This window comes from Streptomyces sp. NPDC051320, from assembly GCF_040682175.1.
Taxonomy (GTDB): domain Bacteria; phylum Actinomycetota; class Actinomycetes; order Streptomycetales; family Streptomycetaceae; genus Streptomyces.
Map to the genome: position 1 here is coordinate 199,984 of NZ_JBFBAL010000006.1, position 11,925 is coordinate 211,908.

The window sequence follows — 11,925 nt, forward strand, 5'->3', positions numbered from 1 at the left end:
GCTCACGCCCCGGGTTCCGGCTTGTGCCTGGCACGGCTCGGCTGTACCCGGGTGGGCTCGCCCGGCATCTTCGGATACTCGGGCGGGTACGGGAGGTCACCGAGGCCGCCGTCCCGCTCCTGGTGGTCGGCGAGTTCGATGAGGGCGTCCAGATGGAAGGCATGGTCGTCCATGTCGGCGTGGACATCACCCAGTTCGGCATAGCGCACGGGCATGGAGGCGATGTCGAAGTCGGCGGGTGCCGCGGTGTCCAGTTCCTCCCAGCGCAGCGGCGCCGAGACCTGTGCACGGGGGTGGGCACGGACCGAGTAGGCGGAGGCGATCGTACGGTCTCGCGCCGTCTGGTTGTAGTCGACGAAGATGCGCTCGCCCCGCTCCTCCTTCCACCAGGCCGTGGTCACCCGTCCCGGCATGCGCCGCTCCAGCTCGCGACCACAGGCGATGGCCGCGCGGCGCACCTCGGTGAACGTCCACCGAGGCTCGATCGGTACGAAGACATGCAGCCCGCGTCCGCCCGATGTCTTGGGCCAGCCGCGCAGCCCGCCGAACTCGCTCAGCACCGAGCGGAGTTCCTGGGCTGCACGCCGCGCGTCGGAGAAGTCCGTGCCCGGCTGTGGATCCAGGTCGATACGCAGCTCGTCGGGATGGTCCAGGTCGTGACGGCGTACCGGCCAGGGGTGGAAGGTGAAGGTGGCGAACTGCGCGGCCCACACCACCGCGGCCGGCTCGGTGGGACAGAACTCGTCCGCGGTACGCCCGCTGGGGAAGCTGATGGTGCTGGTGGGGATCCACTCCGGGTGGTTCTTCGGGGCGCGCTTCTGGAAGAAGGATTCGCCCGCCAGGCCCTCCGGATAGCGCTCGAGGGCGGTGGGGCGGTCCCGAAGCGCACGGATGATGCCCTCGCCGACAGCGATGTAGTACTGGGCGAGATCGAGCTTCGTGAAGCCCCGTTCCGGAAAGTAGATCTTGTCGGGGCTGGACAGACGTACGGTCCGCTCCCCCACTTCGAGTTCCACTGCTGCGCCCATGCGCGTCACGGTAGGCGCAGCGCACCCGGTTCGCATATCGGGCGCGCGGCGCCGCACGGCAGCAGAATCAAGCCATGGAACTACCGGTGATGCCGCCCGTGAAGCCGATGCTCGCCAAGTCCGTCAAGAGCATCCCTCCCGGCATGCAGTACGAGGGGAAATGGGACGGCTTCCGGGCGATCATCTTCCGGGACGGTCCGGAGGTGGAGCTGGGCAGCCGGACAGGAAAGCCGCTGACCAGGTACTTCCCCGAGCTGGTCGACGCGCTGCGGAAGAACCTGCCGCAGCGCTGCGTGCTGGACGGCGAGATCGTGATCGCTCGCGAGGGACGGCTCGACTTCGACGCGCTCACCGAGCGGATTCATCCCGCGCAGTCCCGGGTGAAGCTGCTGGCCGAGCAGACCCCGGCCTCCTTCGTGGCGTTCGATCTGCTGGCTGTGGGGGACGAATCCCTGCTGACGGCCGGCCAGGCCGACCGGCGGGCACGTCTCGTGGCGGCGCTGGAGACTGCCCGGACACCGGTGTTCGTCGCGCCCGCCACCACGGATGCCGCGTTGGCCGAGGAGTGGTTCCACGCCTTCGAGGGCGCCGGTCTCGACGGGGTGGTCGCCAAACCGCTCGATCTTCCGTACCGGCCGAACGAACGGTCGATGTACAAGATCAAGCACGAGCGGACCGCGGATGTGGTGGTCGCGGGCTACCGCTTCCACAAGAGCGGCCCGGTCGTCGGGTCGCTGCTGCTCGGTCTGTATGACGCCGGAGGTGTGCTTCAGCACGTCGGCGTCTGTGCGGCCTTCTCGATAAGCCGCCGGAAGGAACTGATCGAGGAGCTGGAACCGCTGCGGATGGATTCCGTGGCCGACCATCCCTGGGCCGCCTGGGCGGAGGAGGCCGCCCACGAAGGGGCACGGCTGCCGGGGGCACCGAGCCGTTGGAGCGGCAAGAAGGATCTGTCGTGGGTGCCGGTACGTCCGGAACGGGTGCTCGAGGTCGCGTACGACCATCTCGAGAACGGCGCACGGTTCCGGCACACCACCCAGTGGCGCCGGTGGCGCCCCGACCGGGCCCCGGAAAGCTGCACCTACGCCCAGTTGGAGGAGCCGGCCCGGTACGCCCTGCTGGACATCCTCTCCGGCGGCGCCTCCTGACGGACCACCACCGTCGGCGGCAGTGACCGCTGACGCCGGACATGCGGCGGCCGGCGACCGACGGAAAAAATATCGCAATGCCGTACATCCATCAGCCTGTTTCGTGCGTCTCATGGGGAAGCGCCACGTCCACGTGGCCGCACAATCGGGGCATTTGGAGTATTCGACTTGATCACCGGCATCAAAGGCATGCGTCGCGTATCCACGGTCGTCATCACCGGGGGGGCCGTCCTGGCCGCCGGGGCATTCGCCGCCCCGGCCCAGGCCGCCACGCTCAAGACGCCCACGATCGTCGCCAAGGGCGGCTTCGTGATGAACAACGGTACGGGGAAGACCCTCTTCACCAAGGCCGCGGACACCCGTCGTTCCACCGGCTCCACCACCAAGATCATGACGATCAGGGTGGTGCTCGCGCAGAAGAACCTCAATCTGGACTCCAAGGTCACCGTCCAGAAGGCGTACAGCGACTACATCGTCTCCAAGAACGCATCGTCGGCCCATCTGATCGTCGGGGACAAAGTCACCGTCCGTCAGCTTCTCTACGGCCTGATGCTCCCCTCCGGTTGCGACGCGGCGTACGCACTGGCCGACAAGTTCGGCAGTGGCTCCACCCGGGCCGCACGGGTGAAGTCGTTCATCGGCAAGATGAACACCACCGCCAAGAGCCTCGGCTTGAAGAACACGCACTTCGACTCGTTCGACGGCATCGGCAGCGGCGCGAACTATTCGACGCCGCGGGACCTGACGAAGCTGGCGAGCAACTCGATGAAGTACTCCACGTTCCGTACGGTCGTGAAGACGAAGTCGACCAAACAGAAGGTCACCACGAAGAGCGGTGGCTACCGCTACATGTCGTGGACCAACACCAACACCCTGCTGGGCAGCTACTCGGGCACCATCGGCGTCAAGACCGGCTCCGGTCCTGAGGCCAAGTACTGCCTGGTCTTCGCCGCCACCCGGGGCGGCAAGACGGTCATCGGCACGGTTCTCGCCTCCTCCACGGTGGCCAACCGCACCGCGGACGCGAAGAAGCTGATGGACTACGCATTCAAGAAGTAGCCGCCGGCGACACTCTTCGGCCCTGCCCATGACCGCCCGGTCGTGGGCAGGGCCGAAGCCCTTCTCGCCCGGGGGGCCACCTCGACGAGCCCGACACTTGCAGGCGCTCTCTATCTCACACGCGGTATAGTGCTGTACGCACTACACAGCGGCTCTCGGCTTCCCGGCCCGCCCCGCAGAGCTCTTGCCGCAGGAGGCACTGATGACCGCAACCGATCCGGCGCTGACCGCCCTCGCGCAGGGTTGGTGCGCGCTCTCCTTGCTGCACGGCAGGATCGAGACGCATATCGAACGCCGCCTGCAGGCGCAACACGGGCTGAGTGTCCGTGAGTACTCGCTGCTGGACGTGCTCAGCCGGCAGCACAACGACGAGGGCGGCCACCTCCAGATGAAGCAGGTCGCCGATGCCGTGGTGCTCAGCCAGTCGGCGACGACCCGTCTCGTCACCCGGCTCGAGGACCGGGGGCTGTTGTCCCGGTACCTCTGCCCCACCGACCGGCGCGGCATTTACACCGACGTCACCGAGGCGGGTCTGGAACTCCTGGAGGAGGCCCGCCCCACGCACAATGCCGCCCTGCGCGCCGCACTGGACGAGGCGGCCACGAATCCGGAACTCGCCCCGCTGGTACGGGCCGTCGAAGCAACGCGGCCTGCGGCCGGCTGCTGACCCGCGCCCGCACAGCTGAATTTCTATTTCTCCGGGTGCAGAAATAGAGCCGGGGAGACGGAAGGTCCGGTACACGACGCCCCGCGGCGGGAATGCCTGCCGTGCCGACCGGCCCTCAGCGTGCTAGTGTCGTCACCAGTTGCAGTTGTGGTTCCCAAAGACTTCAAGTGCTCTCGTCGGCTTTCTGCGCCGATGAGCGCACTTTTGTATTTCCGGAGCATTCCGGATGGGCCAATCATCTCAGTGACGCGAGGCTCGCACAGTGCGATCCTCCGGGCATTTCGCCCTGAAGGAGTGTTTGACATGGCAACTGGCACCGTGAAGTGGTTCAACGCGGAAAAGGGATTCGGCTTCATCGAGCAGGAGGGTGGCGGCGCTGACGTCTTCGCCCACTACTCGAACATCGCCGCCCAGGGCTTCCGCGAGCTCCAGGAAGGCCAGAAGGTGACCTTCGACGTCACGCAGGGCCAGAAGGGCCCGCAGGCGGAGAACATCGTCCCCGCCTGACGCGCGACACGCAGCTGGGGCCCGCACCTTGGGGTGCGGGCCCCAGCTCGTTGTATTCCCCGGATCGCCTCCGGTCGCCCTTGAGGCCGCGGAAGGCATCCGAATCACAAGCCAGCATTTCAGCCGCCTCTGCACGGCAGGCGATGCTGGCCATTTCGATGTGTACGGCCCGGCGCTTCCGCAGAAATGCCCGGCCTGTATTTCATTTTGCTTCGGCTCGTTCTTGCGATTCTTCGGCCCTGTCCACGCTGCCGAGAATTCCTCGATACGTGCCACATCGAGGAGGTTCCGTATGGACCGCACAGCGCGCACGAACGATCGTTATTCACGGACCCGTACCGGCACCGGCGCCGGCCGGGGCGGTTTCCGCTCGCAGGGGCAGAACCGCTCGGGTGCGCCCAGCCGTTCGGGAGGCCCGAGCCGTACCGGCGGCCGTGGCCGCCGGCCCGCCGCTCAACAGGGCGAGTTCGCACTGCCGGTCACCCTCACCCCCGGGTTGCCCCCGGCGGCGAGCTTCGCCGAGATGGAACTGCCCGCCGAGCTGCTGACGACGCTTACCGGCCTCGGCATGAACGAGCCGTTCCCGATCCAGTCGGCCACCTTGCCGAATTCGCTGGCCGGCCGCGACGTGCTGGGCCGTGGCCGCACCGGATCGGGCAAGACCCTCGCCTTCGGTTTGGCGGTGCTCACCCGTACGTCCGGACAGCGCGCACAGGCCCGCCGGCCGCTGGCGCTTGTACTGGTCCCCACCCGGGAACTGGCCCAGCAGGTCACCGACGCACTCACCCCGTACGCCAGGACGCTACGGCTCCGGCTGGCCACCGTGGTCGGTGGCATGTCGATCGGCAGGCAGGCCAGTGCGCTGCGGGGCGGCGCCGAGATCGTCGTGGCGACCCCGGGGCGGCTCAAGGACCTCATCGAGCGTGGGGACTGCCGCCTGGACCGGGTGGCCATCACGGTCCTCGACGAGGCCGATCAGATGGCCGACATGGGGTTCATGCCGCAGGTCACCGAGCTCCTCGACCAGGTGCGCCCGGACGGTCAGCGGATGCTCTTCTCGGCCACGCTGGACCGCAACGTCGATCTGCTGGTCCGCCGCTATCTGCACGATCCGGTGGTCCACTCCGTCGACCCCTCGGCAGGTGCGGTCACCACGATGGAGCATCACGTCCTGCACGTCCACGGGGCCGACAAGTACGCGACCACCACGGAAATCGCCGCGCGGGACGGCCGGGTGCTGATGTTCCTGGACACCAAGCACGCCGTCGACCAGCTCACCAAGCACCTGCTCAGCAGCGGTGTACGAGCCGCCGCACTGCACGGCGGCAAGTCCCAGCCCCAGCGCACCCGGACGCTCGCCCAGTTCAAGACCGGTCATGTCACGGTTCTGGTGGCCACCAACGTGGCGGCCCGCGGAATCCATATCGACAACCTCGACCTGGTGGTGAACGTCGACCCGCCGAGTGACCACAAGGACTATCTGCACCGGGGCGGACGCACCGCGCGCGCCGGTGAGTCCGGGAGCGTGGTGACCCTCGTACTGCCGAATCAGCGGCGCGAGATGAGCCGGCTGATGGCCGATGCCGGGATCACTCCCCGTATCGCGCAGGTGCGCTCCGGAGAGGCCGAGTTGAGCCGGATCACCGGCGCCCAGGCTCCTTCCGGCGTGCCGGTGACCATCTCGTCACCGGTCACCGAGCGGGCCAAGGGCAGCTCCGCGTCGGCCCGGGGCCGGCGCAGCGGTCCGGCGCAGGCCCGTCGTGCCTCCGGTTCCTCGCGGGGGCGCTCGGGCAACCCGCCGCAGCGGTCCTCGTTCAGGGACGTCGCCTGACCGTTCGCATAGGGCGGGCAGGGAGCTTCTTGCGGCTCCCCGCCCGCCCTTATCATGACGCCGGCACCGGCCGCGTCAGCAGCTCAGGTTCGAGCCGGCGGTGGTCCCCAGGATCTGCACGAAACGCTGGTAGTTGTCGATCCGGCTCTGCACCTGGGCGGGGTTGCCGCCATCACACTCGATGCTGCCGTTGATGCTGCGGATGGTTTGCCCGAATCCGGCGCCGTTGACCATGGCGTTGTGCGGGGTCATCGTGCCGGGGCCGGTCTGGGTGTTCCAGTACCAGAGTCCGGTCTTCCAGGCCACCGCAGAGTCGGTCTGCACCAGACCGGGATGGTCGAGCAGGTCGATGCCGAGGGCGTCCCCGGCGGCCTTGTAGTTGAAGTTCCAGCTGAGCTGTATCGGTCCGCGTCCGTAGTAGGCGGCCGTGCCGGCCGGGCATCCGTAGGGCTGGGACGTGTCGCAGTAGTGCGGGTAGTTGGCGGTGTTCTGCTCGACGACATAGACGAGCCCGCCGGTCTCATGACTGACGTTGGCCAGGAACGCGGCCGCTTCCTGCTTCTTGACCGTGTCGCTTCCGGTGGTGGCGAAGGCGGGGTAGGCACTCAGCGCCGCGGTCAGTCCGCTGTAGGTGTAGAAGGAATTCCGGTTCGGGAACATCTGATTGAACTGGGCCTCGCTGACCACGAAACCGGAGCTTGTCGGCGGCTCGGTGCTGCCGCCGCCGCAGGTCCCCTGGTCCGCCCAGACGTCCGAGGAGCCGGGCCTCTCGTTCTGGGTCCACCATTTCGCGGACCAGTTGTGCCCGTTGTACGAGGCCACCAGGCCGCCGGTGTACACGGAGGAGGAATTCCAGGCGGTGGCACAGGTCGCCGCCGAGGCCGATGCCATCGGCAGGAAGACGGCGAGCCCGAGAGCCGCCGCCAGAGCGGTGAGCAGAGCCATGATGCGTCGTGACACGTGATCACTCCTTCGTAGCGGCGCATCGGCATGATGATGGCCGCCTGTGGGGGTGCAGGCACTTAAGCGCCCCTGGTCTGGACCTGTCAAGGTCTAGACCACACACTGATGCACGAGGGAGTGCTCCGGTGGCGCGTCCGGGTCAATACCGGCCAGGATGAGGCTCGGTATGGTGTGTCCGAGGTTGGGAGGCCCGCTTGCACCCTTTCGCTCTGCCTCTGTTCCATCCCGGCGCGGGTCAAGGAGTACGTCAGTTCGCCGAACTCGGCTTGGCGCTGCTGCTGTCCACGCTGATCGGGGCGGAACGCGCGACCAAGCAGAAGAGCGCGGGGCTGCGCACACACACCCTGGTCGGCGTCGGCAGTGCCCTGTTCATGGAGGTGTCGCAGCACGGCTTCAACGGTGTTCTCGGCCTCGACAATGTCTCCTTCGACCCGTCACGGGTCGCCGCGCAAGTGGTCTCCGGCATCGGTTTCATCGGCGGCGGCCTCATCTTCGTACGCCGGGACGCCGTACGGGGGCTGACCACCGCGGCTACGGTCTGGCTCACCTGTGCCATCGGCATGGCTTGCGGTGGCGGCCTGCCGCTGCTGGCCATCGGGGTCACTCTGGTGCACTTCGTGGTGGCGCAGGGCTACCCCTGGGTGACCCGGCGGATCCCCGCCATCGCGACGGCCGAGCAGACCAGGCTGCACCTCGCCTACCGGATCGGCACCAGCGTGCTGACCCGGATCCTGGAACACACCACCACCGAGGGTTTCCAGGTACTGCAGGTCAGGGTGGACCGCCCGGACGGGAAATCGCCGCCGGACAGCGCGCACCGGAGCGACGAGGATGACACGGTTGCGGCCGGCACCGTCTTCGTCCAGCTGGATATCGAGGGCACCGCCGACGTCCATCGACTCGTCGCGGAGCTTTCCGAATTCGACGATGTACTGAGTGTCTCGTCCCTCAAGGGTGAACTCGCCGACTGATCCGATGCCGGGTGGCGCGCGGACGCAGTGACGCCGGGTGGTGGAGCCCGCGATGGGGCTCCACCACCCGGCGTCGGTCGCCGTCACACCAGGTTGGCGCGCGTCACACGTACTGCTGCCCTATCGGGCACAGTCAGGGCTGGGTGGGGCCGCCCGGCCCCTCGTCCCGCTCCGAGTCGATCCGGTTCTTCAGCTGGTCCTGAGCGGTGTCGACCTGGCTGGTGTACTTGCCCTGGGTCCTCTCGTCGGCAAGATCACCCGCCTTGTCGACGCCCTTTCCGGTCTGGTCCTCGTGGCCCTTCATCATCTGCTTCAGCTTGTCCATCATGGACATGGGTCAGCCTCCTCTTTCCCCCACTCCTCCAGGGTCACCGCACTTCACTCGCTTCGCATCCGGACGCGCCCGGTCCCCGCGACTCCCGCCGCACCCAGCGCAGCATCAGCACCGCGGAAACAGCCGCGAACGCACACCAGGTGGAAGCGAACTCGAGGCGCCAGAGCAGAAAGCAGATCACGGCGCCGGACGCCATCACCGCTCCGCACAACCGCAACAGGGGGTCTCCGGCGAGCAGCAGCGAGCCGACGGTGGCGAAGAGATAGCCCGCGACCAGCACATACGGAAATGGCACATGAATCGCATAGCCGACAGTGTGACCCCGCACTTCGGCGGTGACCGGCCTGTCGGCCAGGCAACCCGCAAGGACCGCTGCGACGGCGAGCCCCGCCGCAGCGGGCCACCTGAGGCGGCGCCTGGCGGCCGGCGGGGCGGCGACCAGCACGCCGAGCGGCACCCACACCGCGAGCAGCGGCAGCGCGATCACGGCCCAGGCCGTGACGGCCGGGCCACTGCCACCCGCGGAACGCCAGACGGCCGACTCGATGATCTGATGGACGCCCAGAAGCAAGGGAAGCGCCGCCAGCGGCAGGTCTCCGGCCCGGCGCACCGGCAGCAGGCAGGTGATCCCGATCGCGGCGATTCCGGCGCCCGCCGCGAGGTCGGCTGTCGCACTCCAGCACATGGCGCCTCCTGGGACCGGACCAACAGTGTCGCGCCTGCCCCGGGGCCTGCCGTGGGAACCGGCGGGGCACCGGACCGGCATCTGACCGCTCATCGCCGACGCCGTTCCGCCACCAGGGCGGCCGCCACCGCCAGAGCCGTCAGGACCGGGGGCGGACAGGCGGCCCAGGCCGGCATCCAGGTGTGCAGCGCCGCCGCCCCGACTGCGCCCACCATCAGCGCGGCGAGCCGGAAAACAGCGAGGCCACTGCCCGACGGAGACGTCAGCAGATTGCTCAGGGTGCTGGTGAAATATGTCGTCGGCGCGCCCTGCGGGCCGGCGGCGAGCATCGCGCCGGTCTGCAGCCCCATCGCCAGGGCCAGCACAGCGATCAGGACGGCGCGTCCGACGCCGTCCGGATGCCCTTCGACCGCCGCCCAGGCCACCCCGACACCGGCGAGCACGACAGTGTCGGCGGCGAGGCAGGCATACACGCTCCCTGACCACTTGCCCGGACCGGCCCTCCCGCCGGACCCGGCAGCGCCGTCGGCCGCCTTGCCCACGCGGCAGATCCGTCCCGCGGCGATTACGGCGATCGAGAACCCCGCGAGGGCCACCAGGGGGAACCCGGCATCCCCCGGGGAGCGGCTGCCGAGAGCGATCGCAAGCAGGACCAGGTTGCCGGTCATCACCCCGGCGAAGACGTGCCCCAGCGCGATGAAGGCCAGCGCGTCCACCGACCCCGAGGCAGCTGCGAGCAGAGCCAGTGCCGTGGCGCGCGAAAGCCGTGCTGTACGTGTGCTGGTCAAGATCAGCCTCCGAGCCCATGCTCGCCGCCGGCAGCGGACAGCACAACGCCACAGGCGGCGTTCGTCCGGGTGGCGCAGTCACCCTGAAACCCCCGATATCCGCCCGAATGGCGTAAGCAGCACATAACGGCGCAAGATGGGTGAACAGGGGGCATGAGCGCCCTCCTGGTGCCATGCGGCAGCCGACCGAGCCAGCCCTTGGTTGCCGGGAGGCGAGATCGAGCACCCGATGGAAGAACGCGCGATTCCCCGGGCGGGGGCCACCCCGACCCCCCTGCCGGACCACGCACAAGGGAGTGATCACTGATGGCAGCCGACTTCCGTAGCCCCGATGAGCTGACCGGCCTGACGGTCTATGACGTCGCCGGGGAAAAGATCGGCGGCGTCGAGCAGGTCTACCTCGACGACCAGAGCGGTACCCCCGAGTGGGCCACGGTCAAGACCGGCCTGTTCGGCACCAAGGAAACCTTCGTCCCCCTCGAAGGTGCCCGGCGTGAGGGCGATGCCCTGCACATCCCGCACGCCAAGGAACTCGTCAAGGGCGCCCCGCGCCTGGAGGCGGAACAGCACCTCGACCTCCCGCAGGAACAGGAACTCTACGAGCACTACGGGCTCAGCCGGCCAGGTCGTCCCAGTGGCGCCCCCGGCGTCGGTGACAGGCGTCCCAGCCAGCCGATGCACGGCAAGGCAGCAGACACCGCAGGCACCCGTGACACGACGACCGGCATGGACGAAACCGGCATGCGCGGCGGCGACCGGACCACCGGAACCGGCGGCATGTACGGCGGCGCTGCGGGCACCGGAACGACAGCGGGGTCCGGAGCGGCCGTCGGCGCGGGAGCCGGTACACCCGTCGGAGCCGGGGCGGGCACCCGTGGCGCCCAGGACATGACCGGGAAGGCAGCCACCCAGGAAGAACTCATACGCTCCGAGGAGCAACTGCGGGTCGGCACCGAGGAGCACGAGTCGGGCAGGGCGCACCTGCGCAAGGTCGTCGTCACCGAGAACGTCACCACCACCGTTCCGGTCAGCCACGAAGAAGTGCGTCTGGTGCGCGAACCGATCAAGGACGGGGACCGTACCGCTGCGGAACGTGCGCGCATCGGAGAGGCCGAGACCGAAGTGGTGCTGCACGCCGAAGAACCCGTCATTCGCAAGGAGGCGGTGGCCGTCGAGCGTGTGCACATGGAGACCCAGAAGGTCACCGAGCAGCAGGAGGTCTCTGCCGATCTCCGCAAGGAGCAGATCGAGTACGACGACGGTCTGCGCGAGGAGCTGCGCGACCGGAAGAAGGGCCCCGGTCCCGGCCGCTGACGACACGGCCCCGGACAGCACCTCGCGGCGCTTCGGCCCACCGGCAGAACGAGGGCGGTGTGTCTCCACCGGGAGACACGCCGCCCTCGCCGGTGAGTGCCTCTAAGGTCATCCTGTGGCTCTCTTCCATGTCGAACGCTCCGCCGTGCTGTCTGCGCCCGAGGCGTGGCGCCGGCTCACCCGGTGGGAGCTGCACGCCGCCCCGGTCCCGCTGACCAGGATCACCGTCATCAACCCCGGGGCCACTGGGGTGGGTGTCCGGTTCGTGGCACGCACCGGGCTCGGTCCGGTGGGGTTCGACGACCTGATGGAGGTCACGCGCTGGGAGCCGCCCCGGCCCGGCCGGCCGGGCGTGTGCCGTCTGGAGAAGCGCGGCCGCGTGGTGCGGGGCTGGGCTGAGATCGAAGTGCGTCCGGCCGCCTCGGGCTGTCGCGTCGTATGGCGCGAGGAACTGCGGATCATCTGGCTGCCCCGGTTCTTCGACGGCCTCACTGCCGGGGCGGGACGGCTGATGTTCGGGCGGGTCATGACCGATCTGCTGCGCGGCTGACCGCCCCGCACCACCACGCGTGCCCTGCGCGGCTCGACAGGCCTGCGCAGGGCACGGTGGGAAGGGGCGCGGGTTCGGCG

General features: G+C 68.6%; 13 protein-coding genes. 8 read left to right on the forward strand and 5 right to left on the reverse strand.

From position 1 onward, the window contains the following. Nucleotides 1-2: 2 nt before the first annotated feature. Nucleotides 3-1,028 carry a non-homologous end-joining DNA ligase gene (gene ligD / locus AB0M87_RS15680; protein WP_365853007.1) on the reverse strand — a complete coding sequence of 342 codons (1,026 nt, stop codon included), beginning with the start codon at nt 1,026-1,028 and terminating at the stop codon, nt 3-5. A 74-nt stretch (nt 1,029-1,102) separates the two neighbouring features. Here ligD and AB0M87_RS15685 point away from each other — a divergent pair, with 74 nt between their 5' ends. The 5 genes from AB0M87_RS15685 to AB0M87_RS15705 all read left to right on the forward strand — a co-directional run bounded on the left by AB0M87_RS15685 (nt 1,103) and on the right by AB0M87_RS15705 (nt 6,240). After that, a complete protein-coding gene (locus AB0M87_RS15685) occupies nt 1,103-2,176 on the forward strand; it encodes an ATP-dependent DNA ligase (protein WP_365853009.1) in 1,074 nt (357 codons plus the stop codon). A 189-nt stretch (nt 2,177-2,365) separates the two neighbouring features. After that, nucleotides 2,366-3,235, forward strand: coding sequence for a D-alanyl-D-alanine carboxypeptidase (locus AB0M87_RS15690; protein ID WP_365853011.1), 870 nt, complete (start codon nt 2,366-2,368; stop codon nt 3,233-3,235). A gap of 202 nt (nt 3,236-3,437) precedes the next feature. Continuing rightward, nucleotides 3,438-3,902, forward strand: a complete 465-nt coding sequence (locus AB0M87_RS15695; RefSeq protein ID WP_365853013.1) for a MarR family transcriptional regulator — start codon at nt 3,438-3,440, stop codon at nt 3,900-3,902. 303 nt (nt 3,903-4,205) lie between these two features. After that, nucleotides 4,206-4,409, forward strand: a complete 204-nt coding sequence (locus AB0M87_RS15700) for a cold-shock protein (RefSeq protein WP_030072012.1) — start codon at nt 4,206-4,208, stop codon at nt 4,407-4,409. Nucleotides 4,410-4,701: 292 nt separating this feature from the next. Further along, nucleotides 4,702-6,240, forward strand: coding sequence for a DEAD/DEAH box helicase (locus AB0M87_RS15705; RefSeq protein ID WP_365853016.1), 1,539 nt, complete (start codon nt 4,702-4,704; stop codon nt 6,238-6,240). Between the two features lie 75 nt (nt 6,241-6,315). Here the strand turns inward: AB0M87_RS15705 and AB0M87_RS15710 are convergent, their stop codons facing one another. Continuing rightward, the gene (locus tag AB0M87_RS15710; protein ID WP_365853018.1) at nt 6,316-7,200 is read right to left on the reverse strand and encodes a glycoside hydrolase family 19 protein; all 885 of its coding nucleotides are present in this window, start codon (nt 7,198-7,200) and stop codon (nt 6,316-6,318) included. Nucleotides 7,201-7,397: 197 nt separating this feature from the next. Between AB0M87_RS15710 and AB0M87_RS15715 the strand changes: the two genes are divergently transcribed. Then, nucleotides 7,398-8,174, forward strand: coding sequence for an MgtC/SapB family protein (locus tag AB0M87_RS15715; protein ID WP_365853020.1), 777 nt, complete (start codon nt 7,398-7,400; stop codon nt 8,172-8,174). Nucleotides 8,175-8,307: 133 nt separating this feature from the next. Here AB0M87_RS15715 and AB0M87_RS15720 read toward each other — a convergent pair whose 3' ends face one another. From AB0M87_RS15720 to AB0M87_RS15730, 3 genes are all read right to left on the reverse strand, one after another. Further along, nucleotides 8,308-8,508, reverse strand: coding sequence for an antitoxin (locus AB0M87_RS15720; RefSeq protein ID WP_365853022.1), 201 nt, complete (start codon nt 8,506-8,508; stop codon nt 8,308-8,310). A 34-nt stretch (nt 8,509-8,542) separates the two neighbouring features. After that, complete coding sequence (locus tag AB0M87_RS15725; protein WP_365853024.1) at nt 8,543-9,193, reverse strand: DUF6629 family protein; 651 nt, start codon at nt 9,191-9,193, stop codon at nt 8,543-8,545. An 89-nt stretch (nt 9,194-9,282) separates the two neighbouring features. Then, a complete protein-coding gene (locus AB0M87_RS15730; protein ID WP_365853026.1) occupies nt 9,283-9,981 on the reverse strand; it encodes a YoaK family protein in 699 nt (232 codons plus the stop codon). A gap of 306 nt (nt 9,982-10,287) precedes the next feature. Here AB0M87_RS15730 and AB0M87_RS15735 point away from each other — a divergent pair, with 306 nt between their 5' ends. Both AB0M87_RS15735 and AB0M87_RS15740 read left to right on the forward strand, forming a co-directional pair. Beyond that, the gene (locus AB0M87_RS15735) at nt 10,288-11,295 is read left to right on the forward strand and encodes a PRC and DUF2382 domain-containing protein (protein WP_365853028.1); all 1,008 of its coding nucleotides are present in this window, start codon (nt 10,288-10,290) and stop codon (nt 11,293-11,295) included. Nucleotides 11,296-11,410: 115 nt separating this feature from the next. After that, a complete protein-coding gene (locus AB0M87_RS15740) occupies nt 11,411-11,845 on the forward strand; it encodes an SRPBCC family protein (RefSeq protein WP_365853030.1) in 435 nt (144 codons plus the stop codon). Nucleotides 11,846-11,925: the final 80 nt, after the last annotated feature.

What these genes read in the sequence shown, in the direction of transcription:
- AB0M87_RS15690 (WP_365853011.1), top strand. Translation starts at nt 2,366, where the DNA reads ATGCGTCGCGTATCCACGGTCGTCATCACCGGGGGGGCCGTCCTGGCC.
- AB0M87_RS15705 (WP_365853016.1), top strand. Translation starts at nt 4,702, where the DNA reads ATGGACCGCACAGCGCGCACGAACGATCGTTATTCACGGACCCGTACC.
- AB0M87_RS15735 (WP_365853028.1), top strand. Translation starts at nt 10,288, where the DNA reads ATGGCAGCCGACTTCCGTAGCCCCGATGAGCTGACCGGCCTGACGGTC.
- AB0M87_RS15725 (WP_365853024.1), bottom strand. Translation starts at nt 9,193, where the DNA reads ATGTGCTGGAGTGCGACAGCCGACCTCGCGGCGGGCGCCGGAATCGCC.
- AB0M87_RS15700 (WP_030072012.1), top strand. Translation starts at nt 4,206, where the DNA reads ATGGCAACTGGCACCGTGAAGTGGTTCAACGCGGAAAAGGGATTCGGC.
- ligD (WP_365853007.1), bottom strand. Translation starts at nt 1,028, where the DNA reads ATGGGCGCAGCAGTGGAACTCGAAGTGGGGGAGCGGACCGTACGTCTG.
- AB0M87_RS15695 (WP_365853013.1), top strand. Translation starts at nt 3,438, where the DNA reads ATGACCGCAACCGATCCGGCGCTGACCGCCCTCGCGCAGGGTTGGTGC.
- AB0M87_RS15685 (WP_365853009.1), top strand. Translation starts at nt 1,103, where the DNA reads ATGGAACTACCGGTGATGCCGCCCGTGAAGCCGATGCTCGCCAAGTCC.
- AB0M87_RS15720 (WP_365853022.1), bottom strand. Translation starts at nt 8,508, where the DNA reads ATGTCCATGATGGACAAGCTGAAGCAGATGATGAAGGGCCACGAGGAC.